We start from the raw sequence: 24,096 nt of genomic DNA on the forward strand, positions 1-24,096 counted from the left end.
ATCCCTTGGAGCGCGTCGAAGCCAGAGCTTACGCCAGAGCCTTCAGAGCCGAACGCCCGGCGTAAATCGCCTGCTTGCCCAGCTCCATTTCGATGCGGATCAGCTGGTTGTATTTGGCCAACCGGTCAGAGCGGCAGAGCGAGCCGGTCTTGATCTGACCGCAATTGGTCGCCACCGCCAGATCGGCGATGGTGGCGTCCTCGGTCTCGCCGGAACGGTGCGACATCACCGCCGTGTACCCGGCCCGCTGCGCCATGTCGACGGCGGCCAGCGTCTCGGTCAGGGTGCCGATCTGGTTGACCTTGATCAACACCGAATTGGCGATGCCCTTCTTGATGCCTTCGCCGAGGATCGCGACATTGGTGACGAAAATATCGTCGCCGACGATCTGGACCTTGTTGCCGATCAGGTCGGTGGTGATCTTCCAGCCTTCCCAATCGTTTTCGGCATTGCCGTCCTCGACGGAGACGATCGGATAGCCGGCGACCAGCTTGGCCAGATATTCCGCCTGTTGCTGGATCGAACGAACTTTGCCTTCGCCTTCATAATGATAAGCGCCGTCCTTGAAGAATTCGCTGGCGGCGGCGTCGAGGCCGATGGCGATGTCCTCGCCCGGCTTGAAACCGGCTTCTTCGATCGCCTTGACGACGAAATCCAGCGCCGCTTCGGCGGAAGGCAGGTTGGGGGCGAAGCCGCCCTCGTCGCCGACATTGGTGTTCTGGCCGGCCTTCTTCAGCGCCGACTTCAGGCCGTGGAACACTTCCGCGCCCCACCGCACCGCCTCGGCGATCGAATCCGCGCCGAGCGGAATGATCATGAATTCCTGGAAGTCGATCGGATTGTCGGCATGGGCGCCGCCATTGATGATGTTCATCATCGGCGTCGGCAAGACGCGCGCCTGGGTGCCGCCGATATAGCGATAGAGCGGCAGGCCGGAAGCGTCGGCGGCCGCCTTGGCCACCGCCATGGAGACGCCGAGAATGGCGTTGGCGCCGAGTCGCGCCTTGTTAGGCGTGCCGTCGAGCTCGATCAGCGCCTCGTCGATATGGACCTGGTCTTCGGCGTCGAAGCCGGAAATGGCGTCGAAAATCTCGCCATTGACCGATTCCACCGCCTTGAGCACGCCCTTGCCGCCGAAGCGGGAGGCGTCGCCGTCGCGCAGTTCGACCGCCTCTCGGGCGCCGGTCGAGGCGCCCGACGGCACGGCGGCGCGGCCGAAGGAGCCGTCTTCCAGCGTCACGTCGACTTCGACCGTGGGATTGCCGCGCGAATCGAGAATTTCACGGGCGACAATATCGATAATCTCAGTCATGAGGCTCCCCTGAGGAAAAAAGTGGCCTTTGCGGCGACGGACGCGGCGTTCTACGCCCGATGAATGAAATAAAAAAGATGGCCATCCGCCGCAGTCGCGCTTTTTCCCGCATGGCGGCGTTCTACGAGGCCGCCTTGCCCTGCGAGGCACTGCCGGGTAAATCCGGGTGGGTGAGGATGCTAAAATGGTTAGGACACACGATGGCGCGGGTATGCTCGGCGGAAAAGCCGAGACGCCGCAAAGCCCCGATGAAGCGACGCTCGACCGGGTGCCCAATCCGCACCCGGACGTGGATTATCTCGCGCGCTTCACCCAGCCCGAATTCACCTCGCTGTGCCCGGTCACCGGCCAGCCCGACTTCGCCCATCTGGTGCTGGATTACGTGCCGGATAAATATTTAGTTGAATCAAAGTCTTTAAAGCTTTATCTCACCTCGTTTCGTAACCACGGCGCCTTTCACGAGGCCTGCACCATCCGCATCGCCAAGGATCTGGTCGCGGCTCTGAGCCCGCGCTGGCTGCGCATCGGCGGCTATTGGTATCCGCGCGGCGGCATGCCGATCGACGTGTTTTACCAGACCGGCGAACCGCCCAAGGGCCTGTGGCTGCCCGATCAGGGGGTGGCGACTTATCGCGGGCGGGGGTGAGTTAAAGGCGTTCGACAATGCGTCGAGACGAAGGCGACGCGCGAAGGGCAAGACTGCTTATGCCGAGACGGGTTTGGACCAACTCGCGTTCGGCGGCGCTCCTCACCTGGCGGGGAGCGACGGGCGTTTTCGATCCTCCAGCGCAGAGCCAATCCAATCCTCGGAATCAAGCGGCCCGGCCCAATGGTGTGCGGCCCATCGAAACAACTCGTCGAATACCGGTCTCAGCGCCTGGGCCGCAGGCGTGAGCGTATATTCGACGCGCGGCGGAACCTCGGCATAGATTTCGCGGGTCACCAATCTATCGGCTTCCAACTCGCGCAGCCTGCAGGTCAGCATGTGCTGAGTGATGTCGGGAATGGCGCGGCGCAACTCGCCGAAACGGAGTGTTCCGTCTCGAAGGCAATAGAGAATTTCTGCGGTCCATTTGCCTGACAATACGCCAAGGGCGCGGCTGAACCGTTCGCGCAACTCCGGATCGGAGCATTGAGACTCCGACGGCGGCCCATTAGTCATGTTTTTCATACTGGCTCACTTAAAGCATCCTACTTGCCAAACTCATCCTAGCATCAAAAGATGCGCAATACCAAACGGACAGGGCTCATGCCGCGCAGGGCCATTGACGACGTGATTTCGCGAGAGCTCGACGACAGTGGCTGGAATCGGGGCTGCAGAAACAGAAGGGCAATTAATTCATGGCTAAAGCAGCGATCAGCGCAGATTCTATTCTGCGGGCACTGAACTGGCGCTATGCGACAAAATCGTTCGACACGTCTCGGACCGTTTCATCGGAAGATCTGAACACAATCCTCGAAGCCGTCAGGCTCGCGCCAACGTCTTACGGATTCCAGCCCTTCCATGTGACCGTGGTCAGCGATCCAGACACCAAGGCGAAGTTGCGCAAGGCGGCCTACGAACAGGAACAAATCACATCCGCCTCCCATATCCTGGTTTTCTCGGCGAGACCGAACATCCGCGATCGCGCGTCGAACCTGTTTTCCACCCTGCGGCGTAACGGAGCCCCCGAAGAAATAGTCGCGAAATTGGAAAAATTCTCAAAAATCACCAATCTCATCCGGACAGTCACGTTTTCCCGCACGTCCTGGGCCGCGAAGCAAGCATACGTCGCCCTTGGAATCGCGTCGCTCACCGCCGCGGAACTCGGAATCGACGGGTGTCCGATGGAAGGTTTCGACCCTGGCAAGTTCGCCAGGATTCTTCGGCTTGGAGATGACTTGCGGCCGGCCGTGTTGTTTGCGATCGGCTATCGCTCCGCCTCCGACAAGGTTCGCCCGAAATACCGCCTGCCGCTGCAGCAGTTGGTCACCTGGCATGACGTCACGGCATCCTGATGCAAGTCATGGCTTGAACGCCTGCGGCCCAGTATTGCATCCTGCCGGCAGGAAATCGGGGAATTAGAACGTCGATCGGCGCCAAAATCCCGCGCCGATCGACGCGCAATAAAACATGGCGCGCGTAAAAGCATCCCCTCTCATAAGCGGCTTCGGCGTCCGTCGTCCGAAGGTTTGAGACGACCGAGCCTTTTCAGGCGGGGAGACTTTTTGCTCTTCGGATTCATTAGTGCCGCTGGCGCGTGAGAAAAGGCAGCCGCAGCTTCGCGCTCACATCTAGCTGATCGCTCGTCCTATCTGGCCTCCCCGCTTCGATAAGCCAAGTTTGAAGGCGACCGACTCACGTTCGCGGGATCCATGATTACGGAAGACGACGGTCAAGGCGGCGCGCCTGTCGCGTTGCCTCTTCAGGCATAGCGCTAATGCACTCGCCGGAACCGGCCATGGGCAAGCGCGGGCCTATCAAGGAATCGCGAGCAATTTTTTTCGCTTTCCTGCTCCGTTTCATTTTGGCTTCGCGCAGGCTCGCCCAAATAAGAAAAGGGAACCCCAGCGCGATCAGACCGTAGGTGACAAGCCTTTCAAACAAGTGCAGCAAGGCTAGCAAGGCGCGCCACGCAAAGAGCAAACCACAGCCGAAAACGTCGCCCGCCCCGCAGGCTGAGGTCATGACAGTTTCGAATTCATTCTCCTCGGTCTCGGGGCGCCCATCGCGGGCAGTTTCGTCGATCCCGGCATCAAGATAGGTTCGATTCTCGCGATAGGCCGCTATTAACCCGGACTCCTCGCCGCCGCCAGCCCTTCCAGTTTCGAGCGACTGCGCACATCCGGTCAAGATGAAGGCGGCCGGGATCAGAACCAAAATCGTCCGAGCCAGGCGTGTTTTCGAGTGTTCGTCCGTTCGGAAGCACGCGCCGAAGCGTCTGCCTTGAAGGGGGAAGCCAAGCCGACGCCATCCGAGCGCGTCCCGCAAACGAACGCCGCCCAAGCTCGGAAAACTGGTCATAACTCGCCGCTCCAGGCAACTGCGGAAGAACCAACTGAAGGACCGACGGTGAGGCGTCGGGACGGACGAGCGTTGCGCAACCCTGGCGACACGCGCGAATACTGCGGCTCGTTGATGAGCGCCCGACCGGCGCGCGCCGGGGCGCCTTCGTCATTCATCCGTTGCGCCGTCCGCTCGCTCCCTGTCGAGGGAGCGGATAACAGGCGCGGGCCGCCAATGAGGAAACCGGCGACAGCGATGCATCTCACCATACGATTCAAAGCCTTTGCATTGGCCCGGACGGAATAAGCCGATCGAGGCGGAGCGAGGATTGAAATGAAGGACATGAAACGAACTCCAATGTCGCAAGGCCCGAGGGTTTTACGTGGGAAATTTTCCCACGTCAATAAAATTTGTGGGATTTAATCCCACGAAAAATAGTTTATGTTGACCTCATGACCGAAGCCGTCTCCCCGCCGGACGCGGGGCGTTTGCAGACCCCGATCGCACGCATTCTGCGTCCGCTCGTCCGCCTTTTCATTCGTTGCGGGATGACCTTTCCCGCTTTGTGCGATCTGCTGCGCGAGCTCTATATCAACGTCGCCGAATATGATTTCGCGCTCAGTGGCAAGGAGCAGACGGACAGCCGGGTCAGCCTCCTGACCGGAATCCATCGCAAGGAAGTTCGCCGGCTGCGCGGCGCGGGCGCGCCGGTCCGGCTTGTTCCGGCCAGCGTTTCACGCTCCAGCATGATCATCGCGCGCTGGATCGCCGCGCCGGAATTCACCGATGAAAAAGGCGCCCCGCTGCCCCTGCGCCGCGCCGGCGATTCCGGCGACGGCCCCACTTACGAAGACCTGGTGGAATCGGTGACACGTGACGTGCGCCCGCGCGCTGTTCTCGACGAATGGATCGACCGGGGCATGGTCGCGATCGACGAGGAAGGCCGCATCAGGCTGGAGGACGCCGCCTTCGCGCCGCGCGCGGGCGACGATCGCCAGCTCTACTATTTCGGCCGCAACCTTCACGATCATGTCGCGGCGGCCGTTGAAAACATCTCCGCCGCCCAGCCGCCGTTCTTTGAACGGGCGGTGCATTACGAAGGCGTTTCGTGCGCAGCCGCCCAAGACATGCTGGCTTTGTCGCGCAGGATCGCCATGGAAGCGCTTCAGAACGTGAACCGCGAAGCGCAGGGCGCGGTTCAGAAAGATCCCGGCGGGACATGGCGGTGGAATTTCGGCATCTATCTCTACAGTGAAGACGAATCGCTGCGGCGCGAGGCTCCGGCGGACGAAAACGGCGGGACCGCGACGTGAGCGCCTCGAGATTCCCGAGCCGCCGGCAGTTTTTGCTTCTCGCCTCCCTGCTGGGCGGCGCGAAAGCCTTTGCCGCGGAAAAGGGCGCCGGGAGCGGCGACAACGGCATTGGCGGCACCGGCTACAGTCCGGGCGACAATGGCATTGGCGGCACGGGCTTCATCGGAACCATCAGGAAGTTCGGCAGCGTCTATATCAACGGCCAGCGCATCGTCTATCCGGCGGACGCGACGATCGAAATCGACAACTCGCCCGGTCAGGCCCGGGACATGCGACTCGGGCAGGTCGCGCGCCTCGTCGCCGACCGGCGCGATGAAAGCTGGACGACCCATCGCATCGTCATCGTCAGCGAAGTTGTCGGCCCGGTCGAGCGGGTCAGCGGCAAGACTCTGGACGTCCTCGGCCAGCGGGTCCAATTGCCGAGCGGCAAGATCGCGCGCGTTCTCAAGATCGGAGATCGCATCGCGATCGGCGGCTTGCGCCGGCCGGACCAGACCATCGTCGCCTCGGCGGTCGAACGGCGCGAAGGCGGACTCGATCAGATCGCGGGCGTTCTGTCGCGGGACACGGGGGGCGAATTGCGCATCGGCGGCCAGAAAGTGGCAAGCGTCGGCGACGCGCTGGTCGGCCAGCGCATTGTCGCGCGCGGCGGCCTCGACAACGGCGTCTTCGTCGCCCAGGAGACCAAAAGGGACGCCGACATCGCGATCGGCGGCGTGCGAAATGTTTCCATTGAAACATGGGTGAGCCGTCGGGACGGCGGGTTGGAGACGGCCGAAAGCGTCCGGGTCGAGGATCGCGCCGGCGCTGTTCAACCGGGCAGCCATCATGTCGTCATCAATGGCGAGATCGGGACGGACGGTCGCCTGATCGCGCGCCAGATCGAATTCATCGGTCGTCGCGGCGATTTTGACCCGCACGGCGGCGGTCCAGCCGGCGGCGGTCCGGGCGGCGGAGGCCCGGGCGGCGGCGGTCCGGGCGGCGGCGGTCCGGGCGGCGGAGGCCCGGGCGGCGGAGGATCTGGAGGACCGGGCGGGCCAGGCGGACCCGGCCACGCGCCCGGCGGCGGTTCTCGTGGCGACAGCCTTCCCGGGGGCGGCGGCGCGCCTCCTGGCGGGCTTGGCGCTCCCGGCGGTCTCGGAGGGGGTTATCCGGGCGGCGGTGGAATGGGCGGTCCTGGTGGGCCTAGCGGACTTGGCGGTCCCAGCGGACCTGGTGGGCCCAGCGGACTTGGCGGTCCCGGCGGACTTGGCGGTCCCGGCGGCGGCGCCTCGGGCATTGGTCCCGGAGGGATCGGTGGACCTGGAGGCTTGGGCGGACCCCGAGGCTTCGGTGAGCCGCCCGGCGGCCGCATCCGTTGATCGAACCGGCGGCTCGCTCGCTTCCGGCTCGGTTGAACATGAACTACCCGCCGCCAGCGGAATTCCCGACGCAACGATACATGTGGAGCGCGCCGGCTTCCCGTTCCCGCACGGCGAACAATTAGATTGCCAGAACAATATCTTACAAGAGTAGCGGCACCGAGACGCACGCCCATGCCGGCGGCGCTGCATCGCGGCAGTTTCGTCCAGAAACGGCGCGAAACCACGCGTCAGTCATCATCGGGCTCGTGGCCTTGGTCTGGATTGCTTCGCTGTCGCTCGCAACGACGATAGGTCATGAGGACTGGGAAAGGCTCCAGGCCGTGAGCCCTCCGTAAAAAGCTTGCCTTCCGCCCCGCCCCGGGCAAAAAGGCGGCATGCTGCAATTATCCGAACTCACCTACCGGCTCGGGCCGCGCCTGCTTTTCGATTCGGCCAGCGTCATGCTGCCGGAACGCGCGCGGGTCGGTTTCGTCGGACGCAACGGCGCCGGCAAGACCACCCTGTTCCGCCTGATCGCCGGCGAAATCGCAGCCGAGGGCGGAACCATTTACATCCCCAGGGGCGCCCGGATGGGCCGGGTCGAGCAGGAGGCGCCCGGCGGCGACGGCAAGCTGGTCGATTTCGTCCTCGCGGCCGATGTCGAGCGCACCGCTTTGCTGGAAGAGGCCGAGATCGCGCACGACCCGCACCGCATCGCCGAAATCCATATGCGGCTGGCCGATATCGAGGCCCATGCGGCGCCGGCGCGGGCGGCGGAAATCCTTTCGGGTCTTGGCTTTGACGAAGCGGCGCAAAACCGGGCGCTGAAGGAGTTTTCCGGCGGCTGGCGGATGCGCGTGGCGCTCGCCGCCGTGCTGTTCTCGCAGCCCGACCTGTTGCTGCTCGACGAGCCGACCAATTATCTCGATCTCGAAGGCTCGCTTTGGCTGATCGACTACCTGACGCGCTATCCGGCGACCATCATCGTCATCAGCCATGACCGCGACCTGCTGAACGATGTCTGCGACCACATCGTCCATCTCGACAAGGGCAAGCTGCAGCTTTATCGCGGCAATTACGACGGCTTCGCCCGCCAGCGCGCGGAAGCGCGGATGCTGCAGGCGAAATTCCTGAAAAAACAGGAAGAAAAGCGCGCCCATTTGCAGGAGTTCGTCGATCGGTTCCGCGCCAAGGCGACCAAGGCGCGACAGGCCCAGTCCCGATTGAAGATGCTGGAAAAGATGGAGACAGTCGCGGCGGTGGTCGATGACGAAATCCTGCCCTTCTCCCTGCCCTCGCCGGAAAAGCCGCTGTCGCCGCCGATCATCGCCATGGAAAACGTCTCGGTCGGCTATGGCGAGCGGGTGATCCTGTCGAAACTCAGCCTCTCGCTTTCCAACGACGACCGCATCGGACTGCTCGGCTCCAACGGCAACGGCAAATCGACCTTCGCCAAGCTTCTGGGCGGCAGGCTGGAGCCGATGTCCGGCGAGTTGCGCAAATCCTCGAAACTGGAGGCCGGGTTTTTCGCCCAGCACCAGGTCGACGATCTCGATGAGCGGGACACGCCCTACCTCGCCATCCAGCGGCTCATGACCGACGCGCCGGAAGCGAAAATCCGCGCCCGCGCCGCGCAGATCGGCTTCCCCAACGTCAAGGCCGACACCAAGGTCGCCAATCTCTCCGGCGGCGAAAAGGCGCGGCTGTTGATGGGGCTCGCCACTTTCAACGGGCCGCATCTGCTCATTCTCGATGAGCCGACCAACCATCTCGATATCGACAGCCGCGCCGCGCTGATCGAGGCGATCAACGATTACGCCGGGGCGGTGATCCTGGTGTCGCACGATCAATATCTGCTCGAGGCCTGCGCCGACCGGCTGTGGCTGGTCGCGGACGGCCGCGTCCAGACTTTTGACGGCGACATGCAGGATTATCGCAAGCTGGTGCTGGAAGGGGCCAGAGCGCCGGCGAAAAGGCGCGAGCGCGAGGCGGCGGCGGCCAATCCCGCCGACCAGCGCCGCGACGCCGCAAGGGCGCGCCAGGACGCCAAGCCCTTGGCGAGAAAGGTTCAGGCGGCGGAGGAAAAAATGACGCGTTTCGCCGATCTCATCGCCCGCGTCGACCTCCTCCTTGCCGATCCGCGCGCGTTCGAGCGCAATCCGGCGGAAGCCTCCAAACTGTCGCAGCAGCGCGCCGAACTGGAGCGCGCCCTGTTGATGGCGGAAGAGGAATGGCTCGAACTTTCCGCTGAATATGAAGCGCTGGTGGGCGGTTAGTCATAGTGTCGCACTTAGCCGCTTTAACGGGCCGACGCGCTTTTATCGGGACCTGAAGATGCAAGCTCTGCGCCCCAGTCGTCTTGGTTCTTATCTTGTTGGCGCGGTTTTTTGCGCGATGCTCCTGAGCATTGCTTTTTTTGACCGGCCCGTCGCCAACTTCATGTTCCAGCACGCCCATGAATCGCGCGCGCCCTTCATAGCACTGAGCCATATCGTCGATGGGCTGGAATTTCTCGCGGCCCTCGGCATTCTCTGGAGCGGCTGGAATTTTGCCCGTCACAGGTCGTTCGGCCGCCATGGCCAAATCGTGTTGCGGACGGCTTTGGCTTTGTTCACCGCCATGGGCGTCAAGGACGTGCTGAAACTGGTTTTCGGCCGCACCTGGACGGAAACCTGGATCTGCGGCAATCCCTCCTTGATCCGCGACGGCGTCATGAACTTTTCGCCCTTCCACGGCGGCGGCGGCTGGGCCTCCTTCCCCTCCGGCCACGAGACCCTGTCCTGCGCTGTCGCCTCCTGTCTTTGGGTGCTGCTGCCGCGATTTCGCCCGCTCTACCTTCTGGTGGTTTTCCTCGTCGCTTTGAGTCTGTTGCTCTCCGATTTCCACTTCGTCAGCGATATTCTCGCCGGCTGCCTGGTCGGCTGGATGGTCGGGTTGTTCGCAGCCAAACTCGACTTGCCCAAAGTCGAAACGCTCGCCTGATCCGCTCAATAAGTGAGCTGCCAGGCCAGATACCAGGAAAAAAGATTGGTTTGCCGAGCATTGAGCAGGCCTCGCCCGGCGGACGCCAACAGATGGTTGTGCTCGTCGAGATCGTAAATCCCGCCGAGATTGAACCCGAGATTGTCCGGACTGGGCAGATTGGTCGGAAGCTGGACGCTGCCGGCGGTTTGGAAAAATAGCTCCCCTCCGAGCGACAGGTTCGAAGTTACTTTCCGCTGCAGCGTCCAGCCGGCGTAAAGATAATTCCTGCCGCCAAATCGGCTGTTGTCGTTGAGCCAATAGCCGCCGCCGCCATACGTGACCCAGTCGCCGAAATTCTTTTCAACCCATAGTGGCAGAAAGGCGCGGACATAGCCCTCGCCGAGGCCGCGCTGCTGGCTGCCGGTGGGCAGTTCAAGCAAAGGATAAAAAGAGGCCATCGGCGTTGCGCCATTCTTGTCCTCTTGGAGAAAGCGGTATTTCACGCCCAATTCAGTATCGCCGAGCCCCAGGTGGAACGGCGCCCCCGGAGTGGCGTCAAAGGCGGTGGAGGGGCCGACATGCAACTGCAGATTTGGCGCCGCGCCATAATTGAAATCGACGGCCAGCGCGCCGCCCGACGTTTCCCCGCGGACATGGGCGCCGTCTGAATAGACGAACATTTCAATGTGCTGGTAATCGACGGGTTCGGGATCGTCGGTGCGAAAGGGCGGCCCCGCGCGCGCCATCGTCGGCATGAAAATGCCGAACACAACATTGGCCGCCACGAAAACCGGCAGAGCGCGACAAGATGGGGCTCTGGCGATGCGCATTACGGGACCTTCACGACGACGACAGTATCGTCGCTGCCGCATCTCACTTTTTGTCGGCCATGAAAAGCTTTAACGCGCGAAATCAGCAGCCAGTGGAAAAACTTCAACGGAGGAAGAATTTCTCTTCCAGCGACCGCCATTCCGGCCCGTTGACGATCTTGATCAGTGCGCGGTCAATGGGCCGGCGCCAAGGAGAGTTTTCGGGCAAAGCGATTGCCATATTGGCCGGCGACAGCAGGCCCGCGTCGTAGCGCCCCTGCTCCAACCCGGACAAGATGGTTTCCATGTCGGCAACCGGGATCAGCTTGAAATCGACCTCCATCTCGCCGGCGATCCGTCGCCACAGATCGACGCTGACGCCAGCGATGGAGCCGTCGGTATCGACATAGCCATAGGGCGGGACGTCGTAGACGGCGACGCGCAAGGGGGCGTTTTTGGGCGCCTCGTCGGCGGCTGCGCGGAGCGCGCCCGAGGTCAGGCAGAGAGCGAGCGCGGCGAGCAAGCAGCACTGGGAGGCGAGGTTGCGCCAAGCCGCAAAATCGCGTTTTCGGTCGAAACTGGGATCCATCGGGCGCGATCGGCTTATCGGTTCAACAAAGCTTTTCGGCGAAGATCGCGGTGGATCATGAAGCTGTTATGTCATCGCAAGTTTAAGGCGTAATGTAGCGGCGAGCTTTCCAGCACCGCCTCCGCTCCCGGAAAACGCCTCAAAACCCGGTCGCATTGTTCCGGCGCGACGCGGATGTGGAAATGCGCCCCGCCCTCTTCGTCGGTGTCGCGCGACAAAACCTCGGTATGGGCGTGCAGCCAGGCCTGGCCTTCGCCATCGCTCGACGCCAGCGGCACGTCGAGAACCACCCGTCCCCGCGCCAGCCGCGTTTCGATCGCCAGAAGCAGAATGTCCAGCCCGTCGCCGGTCACCGCCGACACGGCATAGGGCCGCTCGTCTTCCGGGCGCAAAGCGGCCTTGTTCTTGACCCGCTCGCGCTCCTCGGAGGGCAACAGGTCGATCTTGTTCCACACTTCGATCAGACGGTTGTAGTCATGCGCGTCGACGCCGAGTTCGGAGAGAATCTTCTTCACATCCTCGCCCTGCGCTTCCGCGTCGTCATGGGCAATGTCGCGCACATGCAGGATCACGTCGGCCTCGAGCACTTCTTCCAGCGTGGCGCGGAAGGCCGAGACGAGCATGTGCGGCAGGTCGGAAATGAACCCGACCGTATCGGACAGGATGATCTTGCCGCCATGCGGCAGTTTCAGCCCGCGCAAGGTTGGGTCGAGCGTGGCGAACAACAGGTCCTTGGCGAAGACTTCGGACTTGGTCAGAGTGTTGAACAGCGTCGATTTGCCGGCATTGGTGTAGCCGACCAGAGCCACCACCGGGAAAGGCGCGTCGCGCCGGCTCTTGCGGTGCAGGCCGCGCGTCTTCTTGACCTTTTCCAGATCGCGCTCGATGCGGGTCATGCGCTCCTGGATCAGCCGACGGTCGGTCTCGATCTGGGTTTCGCCGGGGCCACCCAAAAATCCGAAGCCGCCGCGCTGGCGCTCCAGATGGGTCCATGAGCGCACCAGCCGCGACTTCTGATAGGTCAGATGCGCCAGTTCGACCTGCAGCGCGCCTTCCGAAGTACGGGCGCGCTCGCCAAAAATTTCGAGGATCAGGCCTGTGCGGTCGATTACCTTGGCGGAAAAAGCCTTTTCGAGATTGCGCTGTTGCACAGGCGACAATGCGCAATCGACAACGACCAGATCGACCTCACGCTCCTCTATGAGGGCGGAGATTTCTTCCACCTTGCCTTTGCCGAGATAAGTGGCGGGGCGAATCTGCGGCAGCAGCACCAATTCGCGGCCAACGATCTCCACGTCGATCGCCAGCGCCAGCCCCTCGGCCTCGTCAAGCCGCGACTCGTGCGAGCGGATGGCTTTTTCACCTAGCGCATAAGTCGCCGCGCGGTCGGTAAGATAGGGTCCGATCACCAAAACGCGGGTTTTAGCGCCGCGTTTGCGGGCCAGAGCGCCCGATTCGCCGTTGGGGCCGCCGTTCAAGCGGACCTCGAAACATTTGCCGCGTAACGAAAATTCACTTTTCCATGGCCTCTTCGGCCGGGTCGAACATCTGGATCGGATGACCCGGCATGATCGTCGATATGGCGTGCTTGTAGACGAGTTGCGAGTGCCCGTCGCGGCGCAGCAACACGCAGAAATTGTCGAACCAGCTCACAACGCCCTGTAATTTAACGCCGTTCACCAAAAAAATGGTGAGGGGTATTTTGTTTTTTCGTACGAAATTAAGAAAAGTATCCTGAAGATTGGGTGTGCGTTCAACCGCCATGTTTTTTCCATTCTCTTTTTTTTGACGCCTGCAAGGTTCGCAACGCAACCGGGACGAAGTCCCTTTGTGGCCAACCTCAAGCGAAGTCAATCCTCGCCGCAGGCGCCCAATCGCTTAATAGAATCTCAAGCACGCGTTATAGGCAAGATTTTCTTTTAGACGTGTAATTGAATTTCTGCGACAAAAGATTCACTCGCTGGCCGGCGCGAAGCCGTGGAAAGCGGCGCGCAAACCCAGCGCCACCGGGCCGGGCGCGCCGCCGCCGATTTTTTCGCCATCGATCGCCACCACCGGCATCACCAGCGTAGTCGCGCCGGTAATGAAGGCCTCGCGGGCGGCCTTGGCCTCGACGACGGTGAAGCGGCGCTCGACGATCCTGATCTGATGGGCGGCGGCGATTTCGAACAGCCGCGCACGGGTGATGCCGCGCAAAATTCCGGAATCGGCGGGATGGGTGACCAAGGCGCCGTCGGCGTCGACGATCCAGGCGTTGCTGGACGAACCTTCGGTGACGAACCCCTCCTCGTCCACCAGCCAGGCTTCATAGGCTCCAAAATCTTTCGCCTGCTGCTTCGCCAGCACGTTGGGCAACAGGCTGGTGGACTTGATATCCGGCCTTTTCCAGCGGATGTCGGGCAGCGAGATGACCTTGATCCCCGCCTGCGCCTTGGCTTCCGCCGCCGCGCGGTCGCTCCGGTGGGCGAAGGCGACCAGAGTGGTCGGCGTCCCGGCTTTGGGGAAGAAATGGTCGCGCCGGGCGGCGCCCCGCGTCACCTGCAGATAGACATGGCCGTAGGCGACGCCGTTGCGCGCGACCAGTTCGCGCAGGATCAGCTTCAAGACGCGCGCGCCTACCGGGAGCTTCAGCAGCAATTCCCGCGCCGAGCGATTGAGACGTTCCAGATGCCCCGCCTCGTCGATCAATTTGCCGCCAAAAATCTCGATCACTTCGTAAATACCGTCGGCGAACAGAAAAGCGCGGTCGTCAATCGACACCGCCGCCTCGGAATGCCGGACATAGCGGCCGTTGACGTAAGCAATTCGGGACATGAGGCTCCTTACAACAGTCCGGCGCGCCCTGCCGCGACGCAAACCGCCGCGCCGCCGGCGATGGCCCAGAGCGGGCTGCGCGACGTAAAAACAACGAAAGCCGTCGCAATCGCAGTGATGAGCAAAGCGAAAGCATCGGAATCGGCGGCGCGGGCCAGAACATAGCCGCTCGCCGCCATCAGGCCAATGGCGAGCGGCGCCAGCGACTTTTTCAGCCGCGCCAGCCACGCGGCCTCGCCCGCCCGTCGCATGATCCTCGCAGCCGCGAAGGCCAGCAGCGAGGACGGCCCCAATATGCCGAGCGTCGCCGCGACAAGGCCGGCCAGACCCGCCATCCGCCAGCCGAACAGGCTGAAGACGATGACATTGGGGCCGGGCGAGGTCTGGGCTATGGCGAAGCTCTGCGCGAATTGCGCGTCGGTCATCCAATGCGCCCCGGTGACGATCTGGCGCTGGGCTTCCGGCAGAGCCGCCATCGCGCCGCCGACCGCCAGCAGCGAAATGCCCGCGAAGCGCAGGAAAATCTGAGTGAGCAGATCGTCTTTCATCGCCGCGCTCCCGCCAGGAAATAGCCTGTCGGCAAAGCAACGGCGATGATCGCCGGCAGGGGCAAGCGGAACAGGGCGGCGGCGATGAAGGTAGCGGCGGCCAGACCGATCAACACAGGATCGAAGGGGATTTTCCGCGCCATCTTGATCGCCGTGCCGATGGCGAGACCAGCGCCTGCCGCCGTCGCGCCGAACAGGGCGGCGCGCACATCGGCATTGCCGGCGAAAGTGGTGAAAAAGCTGGCGACGGTCACCAGGATGATCAAAGGCGCCAGCAGCAGCCCGAACAGGGCGATCGCCGCGCCGCCGGCGCCGAAGAACCTGTCGCCGACCATCACCGCGAAATTGCAGGTATTGGCGCCTGGAAGGGCCTGGCAAAGACCGAGCAAGCCGGCGAATTCCGCATCGTCCAGCCAGCGCCGGTCCTCGACGATAATCGCCCTTGTGATCGGCCCCGTGCCGCCAAAGGCCAGCGCGCCCAGTTTGAAAAAGCCGAGGAAAAGGTCGATTCGCCGCATGGACAAGTCATAGCAGAACGCTCGGCCGATGGCCGGTCCCGCAGCCGGGAATCGAGTGGCTTCCCGCCCGACTTAATAGTCGCCGCTTCCCACCAGCGGATGGATGCCGCCGTTGCCGTGGCTGTGGCGATGCGCGCTCGGCTTGGTGTGCTTGGCGACCTGAACGATCGGGTCCGCTTTCGCCCAGAAGGGCGAAGCGGGGCGGAGCGTCGGCAGGGCAAAAGCCGTGGGAATGGCAAAAGCGCAAACGAACAGCGTGGCAAGAAAATAACGCATGGGATCACTCCCTATAAACCAAGAGGCCGCCGTCCATGAGCGGCGCCGCGAGCTTAGCACAATTCGCTGCGGTTTTGGAGCAAGAACGCCTGATCCCGCTCCCTCAATCGATCGCCAGGGACTTCAATTTCCGGTGCAGCGCCGAACGCTCCATGCCGATGAATTCCGCCGTCCGCGAAATATTGCCGCCGAACCGGTTGATCTGCGCCACCAGATATTCGCGCTCGAACACTTCGCGCGCATCGCGCAGGGGCAGGCTCATCAGCTTTTCGCCGCCGGAACCATTGGGCGTCGAAGGCACGAGGGCGCCGATTTCCTGCGGCAGCATTTCGGCGGTGATCTCGGCGTCCTGATCGCCGCCGGTCAGGATCATCAAACGTTCGATATTATTGCGCAATTGCCGGATATTGCCCGGCCAGTCGTGCGATTGCAGCACCGCCATGGCGTCGGCGCCAATTTTCCGCCGTGGCAGGCCGGAATTGGCGGCGAGCTGATCCATGAAAAAATCGATCAGTTCGGGAATGTCCTCGCGCCGCTCGGCCAGCGAGGGCACGCGCACCGGCACCACCGACAGCCGGTGGAACAGATCCTCGCGAAAAGCCCCTTCGGCAATGGCGCGCGGCAGATCGCGCGCCGAGGAGGAGATCACCCGCACGTCGACATGGACACGGGTCGAGCCCTCGACGCGCTGGAAATTCTGATCGACCAGCACGCGGAGAATTTTCGCCTGGGTGTCGCGCGGCATGTCGGCGACTTCGTCGATATAGAGCGTGCCGCCATGCGCCTCTTCCAGCGCCCCGGTTTTGCGCGGACGGCCGTCGCGCGCCTCGACGCCGAACAGCTCCGTCTCCATGGTCTCGGCGGCGATGGCGGCGGCGTTGATGACGACAAAGGGGCCGGCCGCCCGCGTCGAAACTTCGTGGATGGCGCGCGCGGCGAGCTCCTTGCCGACGCCGGGCATGCCGGTGATCAATATACGCGAATTGGCCGGCCCGACCTTTTCGATCACCTGCCGCAATTGCTGCAGCGCCGACGAATGGCCGACCAGGGTGTTGGAGCCGACGGAGCGCGCCTTGAGTTCGGTGACTTCGCGGCGCAGGCGCGAGGTTTCCAGCGCCCGTTCGGCGACCAGCACCAGCCGGTCAGCCTTGAAAGGCTTCTCGATGAAATCATAGGCGCCCTGGCGGATCGCCGTCACCGCCGTCTCGATATTGCCGTGGCCGGAGATCATCACCACCGGCAGGGTCTGGTGATGGCGCTTGATCGATTCGAGCAATTGCAGACCGTCGAGCTTCGAACCCTGCATCCAGATGTCGAGGAAGATCAGTTGCGGCCGGCGCGCTTCGATGGCCGCGAGGGCCTCGTCGGAATTGCGCGCCGTGCGGGTGGAAAAGCCTTCGTCTTCGAGAATGCCCGAAACGAGTTCGCGAATGTCGGCTTCGTCGTCGACGATCAGAATATCGCTCGCCATGTTCAACCTTCGCTTAAATTTTTGGCGCGGGACGCGCCGTCAGGAAGTGTGTCGCCGGTATTTTCGACCATCCCGACAACCGGAAAATGCAGGCGCACCAGCGCGCCCTGGCCGGAGGAGGCGTCGAGCAATTCGATGCCGCCGCCGTGATCCTCCAGAATTTTGGCGACAATGGGCAGGCCGAGGCCAGTGCCTTCCTTGCGCGTCGTCATATAGGGCTCCAGCAGCCTCGCGCGGTTCTCGCGCGGAAAACCCTTGCCGTTGTCCTCGACATCGACAACGGCCTCGCCCTCTTCGAGCCGCAACGACACATGGATCGCCGGCGCGCGGCCGTCCATCTCGGCGCCTTCGATGCCCTCGGCGGCGTTTTTCACCACATTGGTCAGGGCCTGCGACAACAGCCGCCGGTCGAAGCGCAGCACCGGCCGACTTTCCGCAAAATCGCCGGTGATCTGGATGTCGGGATGACCGACGCGCATCAGGAACAGCACCTGCTCGATGCAGGCGACGAGATCGTCGGGGACCAGTTGCGCCTTGGGCATGCGGGAGAAGGACGAGAATTCGTCCACCATGCGCTTGATGTCGTCGACCTGCCGAATGATCGTGTCGGTGCACTGGTCGAACACGTCCTTGTCGACGGTGATGACGCGGCCATATTTGCGCTTCAGCCGTTCCGCCGAAAGCTGGATCGGGGTCAGCGGATTCTTGATCTCATGGGCGATGCGCCGCGCCACATCGGCCCAGGCGGACGTGCGCTGCGCCGCAACCAGATCGGTCATGTCGTCGAGCGTGGCGACGAAAGTGCGCTCGCCGCGATTGAGCGGCCCGTTGGTGACGCGGGCGTTGAATGTGCGCTCGCGGCCGCCGCGATTGAGCAGGATCTGCTTTTGCGTCATGCGCGCATGGCCGGCGCGCGCCTCCTGCAAGGCGGCGTCGAGTTCGGGCAACACTTCCGCCAACGGCTTGCCGATCGCCCGTTCCGCCTCGATTTCATCGCCGCCGACGAGACTGCGGGCGGATGGATTGAGCACGGTGACGTCGCCACGCGCGCCGACGCCGATCACCGCCGCCGGCACGCCCGACAGCACCGCCTCGGTGAAGACCCGGCGCTCGTCCATCAGATGATTGGCGGCGACCAGCCGGTTCTGCTGCAACCGCAGCTCCGAGGTCATCTTGTTGAAGGTCGCGCCGAGATGGGCGAGGTCGCCCTCGGCGGCGCGCACCGGCACCTGGACGTAGAAATTGCCGGCGGAAACCTGATCGGTGGCGGCGATCAGCCGGCGGATAGGGCCGACGAGACCGTTGGTGAAGGCAAGGCCGATCCACACCGCCGACAGCAGCATGATCGCGGCGAGCAGGCCGAACATAATCGCCAAAGTCAGCTGGAAATTATGGCGATGCTGTTCGGAGGCGTCGAACAGCTGCACGAGGGCGGAGGCCTGTTTGGGAAACTCCAGCGTGAAGGGATCGACCGGCCGGCTGGCATAGAGAAAAGTGTCGTCGAAGGCGGGCATCGGGCGCAAGGCGACGAAAGTGCGGCCCTGGTTGAGGATCAGGCAGAGCGGCTCATTCTTTGCCGAATCGGCGAAATCGCTGTCCTGTGGCTTGACCACGGAATCGCGCGCGGCCGAGCCGGAATCGACCTGTTCGACGATGGTCCCGTCGCGCTTGATCAAGGCGGCGGAGGAGAAGCCCAGAAAATGCGCGCGGGAGGCGAAGAATTCCTTGAACAGCCCGCGATCGGCGTCGAACATCGGCTTGCCGCGATCGAGATCGGAAGCGGTGAGCTGGGCCTCCTGCAACAGCCAGCGACACTGGTCTTCGCGGAACAGATTGGCGGCCTCGGTGGCGCCCATGATGAACCCGCGCACATCGCGCATAAAAGCCGGGTCGAGCATTTTATCGAGCGTCACCGAACCGACGATGGCCATGGACAGGGTCGGAACGGCGGCGATGACCGCGAAGAGCGCGACGATGCGGATATGCAGGCCAGCGGCGGCTGTTTTGGCGCGCCAGGCGCGAATCAGCAGGATGGCCTCGAAAATCACCAGCCCGAGCAGAACCAGCACGATGGCGAAATCGACCACGAACAGGATCGAGACCGTCTCGTCGGTCGGCGTGATCGGGGTGAGTCCGGCGAAGATCAGGAAGGAAAAAATCGCGCAGATGATGGCTAAGGCGACGACGAATGGCCCAACCCGCGGCAGCAGCCGACGCTCGCCGCGACGCGATTTTTTCTGGTCGAGCCTTTTGTCCTTGGTCTGATTCATACAGTCCGCGATTTGCGATTCTCGCCCCGCGGGGAAAATAGCCGAGCCGGGGGTGAGTTGCAATATTGCAACGCTGTTGCAGGATTGCGACAAAAAACGGGCGCTTTTGAGAGCGCCTAACGCAGCAGCCCGCGCAAATCGCCGGCGGCGTCCGCCACCTGGGCCTTATCCGGCGAAATCCCGGCGTCCAGCAGCTTTCGCGCCAGCAGATGCTCGCCGGGACGGTTGACCGAATCGACCGCGATCAGCTTTTCGCCGCGATAATAGAACAGCGAAAAGGCGCTTTCGCCCGAAACCCGCTCGACGAAGCCGTCGAACCCTTCGGAAAGCCCGGCCATTTGCAGCTTGACGTCATATTGGTCCGACCAGAACCACGGCGCGGCGACGAAGGGCTTTTTTCGCCCCATCAAAGAGGCCGCAGCCGCCTTGCCCTGCTCCACCGCGTTCTGCACGCTTTCCAGCCGCAGCAATTTGCCGTCGTCGCGCCGCCAGACCGTGCAATCGCCCGCCGCGACGATCGCCGAATCGGAGGTTCCTCCGTACGAATCCACGACTATGCCGCGCGAAACCTCGAGTCCCGCAGCGGCCGCCAGTTCGTCGTTGGCTATGGCGCCTATGCCGAGAATTACCAGATCGGCGGGGATTTTCTGATCCTCCGCCGTGATCACGGCCGCCACGCGGCCGTCACGCCCCTCCAGCGCCGTGACCTGGGTCGAAAACAGCAACTCCGCTCCGTGAGCGCGATGCAGATCAGCGAAAAAAGTCGAGATTTTCGGCGTGACGGCGCGGGCCATCAACCGGTCCAGCGTCTCGACCACTTTCACCGGGCGCCCTTTTTTGCGCGCCGCCGCGGCCACTTCTAGCCCGATGAAACCGCCGCCGATCACCACGATATTTTCCGCCAGCGGCAAGCGATGGGCGATGCTCCTCGCGTCCTCGATATCCCGCAGCACGCAGACGCCGGCGAGATCGGCGCCCGCAATGGCCGGCCGCCGCGCCCGCGCGCCCGTCGCCAAGGCCAGGCCGGAATAATTTTCCACGGAGCCGTCGGCGAGGATCACTGTCTTGCTGGCGCGGTCGATCGCGGTGACATGGGCGCCGAGACGCAAATCGATGTTCCTGGCGGCGAAAAAATCCGCGCCGCGCAAAAACAGCCGCTGTTCGGCAACCTCGCCCTGCAGCCAGGCCTTCGACAGCGGCGGACGCTGGTATGGCGGAAAGTTTTCGCCCGCCAACAGGACTATGTCGCCGGCGAAAGCCTCGGCGCGGAGCGATTCGGCGATTTGCAGCCCCGCCTGTCCGGCGCCGACGATGACTATTTTTTCGCTCATGCGCGGTCCCGCGTTTTCGATTTTGGGTGCGCTTTTTTGCGCAGATTTCGCAACGGCGAGGGAGACCTTTGCCATCGCGCGAAAGACGATGCTAGCCTGCGCATCCCTGCGGAGTCTCGTTTCATGCACAGAATCGTCTTTCTCGACGCGGCGACCCTCGCCGAGGGCGTTGTCCTGCCTCGGCCCGACTTCCCGCATCAATGGCGCAATTTCCCGGCCACCGCGCCGTCGGATATTTTTTCGCGCGCCAAGGACGCCGACATCATCGTCGTCAACAAGACCCGCCTGGACGCCGCGACAATCGCCGTTTTGCCAAAAGCGAAGCTCATCGCCATCGCCGCCACCGGCTATGACAATGTCGATCTCGACGCCGCGCGAAAAACCGGAGTCGCGGTGACCAATATCCGCGCCTATGCCGTCCACGCCGTGCCGGAACATGTTTTCGCGCTGATGCTCGCGCTCTGCCGGAAGATCATGCCCTATGTCGCCGACGTCCGCGCCGGAGAATGGCAGGCGTGCGGCCAGTTCGCCTTCCATAACCACAAGATCGAGGATCTTTACGGCAAGAGACTCGGCCTGTTCGGCTCCGGCGATCTCGGCCGGCGAGTGGCGGAAATCGCCAGGGTTTTCGGCATGGATGTCGTTTTCGCCGGCCGCAAGGGCGAGGCGCCGAAAACGGGGTTTGTCTCCTTCGATGAGGTCTTGGCGACTTGCAACGTGCTGTCCCTGCATTGCCCGCTGAACGCCCACACCCAAAACATGATCGGCTGGCCGGAACTTTCCGCGATGAAGAAAAAGCCGATCCTGATCAATACGGCGCGTGGCGGACTGGTCGACGAAGAGGCGCTGGAGCGGGCGCTCGACGCCGGACTCCTCGCCGGCGCAGGAATCGACGTCACGCGTCCCGAGCCGCCGCCAGCCGACAGCGCCATCATGCGTCTGGCGCGGCGGCCGGATGTCATCGTGACGCCGCATGTCGCCTGGGCCAGCCACGAGGCGCAGCAGACGCTCGCCGACCAACTCGGCAAGGTGCTGGAGGCTTTCGTCGCCGGTGAAAGGCTGAACCGGCTGGACTAACGATTGCCTCTCCCGCCGCTGGAGACGCGCTATGCTCACAGGGCGACTCGCGCTGATCGTCGCCGCGATGTTTTCCGGCGCGGCGTTTTATGTCGGCTTGCGCCGACAAATTACCGTCTGGTGGCGACCGCTCCGGCGAAGGCGGGGCCGGAGAGCCGCGCGCTCATCGCAAAATGGGGCGCCCTTCACGCGGGCCGCACCGCGCTCGGCCTTGCCGCTACACTGATTTTTCTGTGGGCGTCGTTGGGCTGACTTTCAATCGCGGCGGCCTTTACCGCCGGAGTCGCCCCCGCCCTCCAGCCAAAGCTGGTAATGCAGCGCCTCGCCGAGGAAGGAATAGATCGCGCCGGTCCAGGCATGGATGAAGCCCGGAATCCCGCACAAAAACATCCGGCGCAGAAAATAGACCCGGAAAAAATACATCGGCGGGTTGAAGACCAGCTTGAGCAGGCTGGGTTTTTTTCCGGCGGCGATGCGCTGCTGCGCCTTCAGCCGGGCGTAAACGATCTCCTTGCCGATCTGCGCGTCCAGCCGCAGCGCGCGCTCATGGCGCAGCAAGCCATTGTTCGCGTCCAGAACCTCGCCGTCGGCGATCAGCCCCTCGTGGACCAGCACGCTTTCGTCGAACCGCACTTTTTCTCGCCGGGCCAGCCGCAGGATGCGCTCGGGCCGCGTCGCTTTCGGGGCCGGGGCCACTCGGCCAAACAGGGTCAGCGCCCGTTGCAGCCGCCAGCCCGCGATATTGGCCGGCGCCTGCAACAGGCGCGGCAAATCCGCCCTTAATTCAGGGTCGAGCCATTCGTCGGCGTCGATGGAGAGAACCCAATCCTGCGTCGCCTGTTCCAACGCGAATTGTTTCTGCCTGGCGTAACCGGGCCATCCGCGCTCGATCAGTTTTATCGGAAAGCCTTTCGCCGAAAAATCGCGGACGATGGCGAGGGTCGCGTCGGTCGAGCCGGAATCGACCACTACGATTTCGGCGCAGGACTCCAGGCTGGCGAGACAGGCGCCGATACAGGCCTCCTCGTTCTTGCAGATGACGGCGGCGGAAAGCGGCAGTTTTTCGGACACGGACGGCAACCTGGTTGTTACGCGCGAGCCTTTTCCGATCCAGGAGAATCGGATCGGGGCTCTTTTTTAACGCGTTTTCTTCACGCGAATCGGAATCCGCTTCGCTCGAAAACGCTTTGCTTGCCCACAAAACTTTTTCGCGGGCGTTTGTCAAAGCGGGCGAAGTTCCGCAAGATGACAGCGCCGCCGGGGAAGGCTACAAGCGGCGCGGAAAAACCGGGCGCCATGTCGGAAACGAAAGCTTTCATTCTGCATCTGGAGCGGGCCGCACAAAGGCGCCCGCAGGTCGAACGTCTGCGTTCCGCGCTGCCCTTCGCCAGCGAGATCGTCGCCGCCACCGACGGCTCCCAACTGACCGACCACGAAATCGAAGCCGTTTACGCAAGGCAATTGCACCGCCCGCGCTTTTCCTTCCCCCTCAATCGCGCCGAAATCGGAGCCTTTCTCAGCCATCGCGCCGCGTGGCGACGGATTGTCGAACAGGGGCTGGATTACGCATTGGTGTTCGAGGACGACGCGGCCATCGACGCGGAAACCTTTGCAAGAACCTGCGCCTTCGCCCACAACACACGGCAATTATGGGAATACACGCTCGCGCCGGCGCCCCAGACCCGGGTCGTCGGGACGGTCGTCGCCGAAACGGACGGGCTGGCGTTGATTCGCCCGAAAAATCCGCCCCTGCGCGCCATAGCGCAATTTGTTTCGCAAGAAGCCGCGCGAAAACTTCTGGCGGCGACGGAACGATTCGATCGGCCGATCGACACTTTTTTGCAGATGGGCTGGGTGACCGGGGTGGAATTGCTGGCGCTGCGGCCCTCCGGCGTCATGGAGATGTCAGGCGCCCTCGGCGGCTCGACCATCCAGCGCAAGAGCATGGGGTTGGCCGAAAAAATCCGCCACGAAATCGCCCGGCCAATCTACCGCGCGCAAGTGCGCGCCTGGCGCGCCTTCGCGAAAAGACCTGGGAACTAGGCTGTCGGACGCTCAAAAATTTGCCCCGGCCGTCATTGAAGGATCATCCGTCATGCGATCGCATCAACTCGTCTTTGTTTGTTTTGCGATGTGCGCACAGATTGCCAACGCCGAGACGCCTGAGGCGCCCGACTGCATGGCGGTCGAGGAGTTTTTTCAGAAGTTGGGAACGGTGATGGCTGTTACAGCGCAGTGCCCCGATATCAAGACAAACATGAAAAGAATCAGGGCGGAGGCCGCCGCTCTCGGCATACCTTTAGGCAATTTGGCGTCTTACAAAGCATGCCCTGGTTCATTGGTCAGGGGAACTTCGAGCGGCAAGGCAATGGCGGCTATGTTCAATGATAGCAGCGGTTCGCAAGCCTGCGAAAAGGCCGTTACACGCTCCAATGAGCTGAATTGGGAGAGTTTTATCGAGAAATAACCGCCATG

At 62.8% G+C, this 24,096-nt stretch carries 24 protein-coding genes; 9 read left to right on the top strand and 15 right to left on the bottom strand.

Going from position 1 to position 24,096, the window contains the following annotated elements; translation table 11 throughout:
- Positions 1-28: 28 nt before the first annotated feature.
- Positions 29-1,312 (bottom strand): phosphopyruvate hydratase, encoded by a 1,284-nt coding sequence (gene eno / locus ACLP2E_RS04755; protein WP_442465287.1) that lies wholly within the window; start codon positions 1,310-1,312, stop codon positions 29-31.
- Positions 1,313-1,496: 184 nt separating this feature from the next.
- Here eno and queF point away from each other — a divergent pair, with 184 nt between their 5' ends.
- Positions 1,497-1,958, top strand: a complete 462-nt coding sequence (gene queF / locus ACLP2E_RS04760; protein WP_442461455.1) for a preQ(1) synthase — start codon at positions 1,497-1,499, stop codon at positions 1,956-1,958.
- Positions 1,959-2,060: 102 nt separating this feature from the next.
- Here the strand turns inward: queF and ACLP2E_RS04765 are convergent, their stop codons facing one another.
- A complete protein-coding gene (locus ACLP2E_RS04765) occupies positions 2,061-2,483 on the bottom strand; it encodes a winged helix-turn-helix transcriptional regulator (protein ID WP_442461454.1) in 423 nt (140 codons plus the stop codon).
- A gap of 170 nt (positions 2,484-2,653) precedes the next feature.
- Here ACLP2E_RS04765 and ACLP2E_RS04770 point away from each other — a divergent pair, with 170 nt between their 5' ends.
- Positions 2,654-3,310, top strand: a complete 657-nt coding sequence (locus ACLP2E_RS04770) for an NAD(P)H-dependent oxidoreductase (protein ID WP_442465288.1) — start codon at positions 2,654-2,656, stop codon at positions 3,308-3,310.
- Positions 3,311-3,671: 361 nt separating this feature from the next.
- On the opposite strand, the gene ACLP2E_RS04775 is transcribed toward ACLP2E_RS04770, so the two are convergent.
- Entirely contained in the window at positions 3,672-4,316 is a 645-nt protein-coding gene (locus ACLP2E_RS04775; protein WP_442465289.1) for a hypothetical protein, read from the bottom strand.
- 434 nt (positions 4,317-4,750) lie between these two features.
- On the opposite strand from ACLP2E_RS04775, the gene ACLP2E_RS04780 reads away from it, so the two are divergent.
- From ACLP2E_RS04780 to ACLP2E_RS04795, 4 genes are all read left to right on the top strand, one after another.
- On the top strand, positions 4,751-5,611 hold the full coding sequence (locus ACLP2E_RS04780) for a DUF6502 family protein (protein WP_442465290.1): 861 nt from the start codon (positions 4,751-4,753) through the stop codon (positions 5,609-5,611).
- Entirely contained in the window at positions 5,608-6,972 is a 1,365-nt protein-coding gene (locus ACLP2E_RS04785) for a DUF5666 domain-containing protein (RefSeq protein WP_442465291.1), read from the top strand. Before ACLP2E_RS04780 ends, ACLP2E_RS04785 begins: the two co-directional genes overlap by 4 nt.
- A 377-nt stretch (positions 6,973-7,349) precedes the next feature.
- Positions 7,350-9,230, top strand: coding sequence for an ABC-F family ATP-binding cassette domain-containing protein (locus ACLP2E_RS04790; protein ID WP_442465292.1), 1,881 nt, complete (start codon positions 7,350-7,352; stop codon positions 9,228-9,230).
- A 118-nt stretch (positions 9,231-9,348) separates the two neighbouring features.
- Complete coding sequence (locus tag ACLP2E_RS04795) at positions 9,349-9,936, top strand: phosphatase PAP2 family protein (RefSeq protein WP_442465293.1); 588 nt, start codon at positions 9,349-9,351, stop codon at positions 9,934-9,936.
- A 5-nt stretch (positions 9,937-9,941) separates the two neighbouring features.
- Here ACLP2E_RS04795 and ACLP2E_RS04800 read toward each other — a convergent pair whose 3' ends face one another.
- The 11 genes from ACLP2E_RS04800 to ACLP2E_RS04850 form a co-directional block, all read right to left on the bottom strand.
- Complete coding sequence (locus ACLP2E_RS04800; protein ID WP_442465294.1) at positions 9,942-10,748, bottom strand: hypothetical protein; 807 nt, start codon at positions 10,746-10,748, stop codon at positions 9,942-9,944.
- A 103-nt stretch (positions 10,749-10,851) separates the two neighbouring features.
- On the bottom strand, positions 10,852-11,316 hold the full coding sequence (locus tag ACLP2E_RS04805) for a substrate-binding periplasmic protein (RefSeq protein WP_442465295.1): 465 nt from the start codon (positions 11,314-11,316) through the stop codon (positions 10,852-10,854).
- Positions 11,317-11,387: 71 nt separating this feature from the next.
- Positions 11,388-12,794, bottom strand: a complete 1,407-nt coding sequence (gene hflX, locus ACLP2E_RS04810) for a GTPase HflX (RefSeq protein WP_442465296.1) — start codon at positions 12,792-12,794, stop codon at positions 11,388-11,390.
- 34 nt (positions 12,795-12,828) lie between these two features.
- A complete protein-coding gene (gene hfq, locus ACLP2E_RS04815) occupies positions 12,829-13,080 on the bottom strand; it encodes an RNA chaperone Hfq (RefSeq protein ID WP_442461649.1) in 252 nt (83 codons plus the stop codon).
- Between the two features lie 189 nt (positions 13,081-13,269).
- A complete protein-coding gene (locus ACLP2E_RS04820) occupies positions 13,270-14,130 on the bottom strand; it encodes a D-amino-acid transaminase (RefSeq protein ID WP_442465297.1) in 861 nt (286 codons plus the stop codon).
- Between the two features lie 8 nt (positions 14,131-14,138).
- Positions 14,139-14,678, bottom strand: a complete 540-nt coding sequence (locus tag ACLP2E_RS04825) for a chromate transporter (protein ID WP_442465298.1) — start codon at positions 14,676-14,678, stop codon at positions 14,139-14,141.
- Positions 14,675-15,196: a chromate transporter gene (locus ACLP2E_RS04830; protein WP_442461646.1), complete on the bottom strand. Its 522-nt coding sequence runs from the start codon at positions 15,194-15,196 to the stop codon at positions 14,675-14,677. Before ACLP2E_RS04830 ends, ACLP2E_RS04825 begins: the two co-directional genes overlap by 4 nt.
- A 72-nt stretch (positions 15,197-15,268) precedes the next feature.
- Positions 15,269-15,472, bottom strand: a complete 204-nt coding sequence (locus tag ACLP2E_RS04835; RefSeq protein WP_442461645.1) for a hypothetical protein — start codon at positions 15,470-15,472, stop codon at positions 15,269-15,271.
- Positions 15,473-15,575: 103 nt separating this feature from the next.
- Positions 15,576-16,943, bottom strand: a complete 1,368-nt coding sequence (ntrX, locus tag ACLP2E_RS04840) for a nitrogen assimilation response regulator NtrX (protein WP_442461644.1) — start codon at positions 16,941-16,943, stop codon at positions 15,576-15,578.
- 2 nt (positions 16,944-16,945) lie between these two features.
- Complete coding sequence (locus tag ACLP2E_RS04845) at positions 16,946-19,213, bottom strand: ATP-binding protein (protein WP_442465299.1); 2,268 nt, start codon at positions 19,211-19,213, stop codon at positions 16,946-16,948.
- 116 nt (positions 19,214-19,329) lie between these two features.
- Entirely contained in the window at positions 19,330-20,544 is a 1,215-nt protein-coding gene (locus ACLP2E_RS04850; protein ID WP_442465300.1) for an NAD(P)/FAD-dependent oxidoreductase, read from the bottom strand.
- Positions 20,545-20,667: 123 nt separating this feature from the next.
- On the opposite strand from ACLP2E_RS04850, the gene ACLP2E_RS04855 reads away from it, so the two are divergent.
- On the top strand, positions 20,668-21,621 hold the full coding sequence (locus ACLP2E_RS04855) for a D-2-hydroxyacid dehydrogenase (protein ID WP_442461358.1): 954 nt from the start codon (positions 20,668-20,670) through the stop codon (positions 21,619-21,621).
- A gap of 255 nt (positions 21,622-21,876) precedes the next feature.
- Here the strand turns inward: ACLP2E_RS04855 and ACLP2E_RS04860 are convergent, their stop codons facing one another.
- Positions 21,877-22,692 carry a glycosyltransferase family 2 protein gene (locus ACLP2E_RS04860; protein WP_442461357.1) on the bottom strand — a complete coding sequence of 272 codons (816 nt, stop codon included), beginning with the start codon at positions 22,690-22,692 and terminating at the stop codon, positions 21,877-21,879.
- A 225-nt stretch (positions 22,693-22,917) separates the two neighbouring features.
- Here ACLP2E_RS04860 and ACLP2E_RS04865 point away from each other — a divergent pair, with 225 nt between their 5' ends.
- A complete protein-coding gene (locus ACLP2E_RS04865) occupies positions 22,918-23,664 on the top strand; it encodes a glycosyltransferase family 25 protein (protein ID WP_442465301.1) in 747 nt (248 codons plus the stop codon).
- Positions 23,665-23,716: 52 nt separating this feature from the next.
- A complete protein-coding gene (locus tag ACLP2E_RS04870; protein ID WP_442461355.1) occupies positions 23,717-24,088 on the top strand; it encodes a hypothetical protein in 372 nt (123 codons plus the stop codon).
- Positions 24,089-24,096: the final 8 nt, after the last annotated feature.

Origin of the sequence: Rhodoblastus sp., assembly GCF_052145335.1 — a bacterium.
Taxonomy (GTDB): domain Bacteria; phylum Pseudomonadota; class Alphaproteobacteria; order Rhizobiales; family Beijerinckiaceae; genus Rhodoblastus.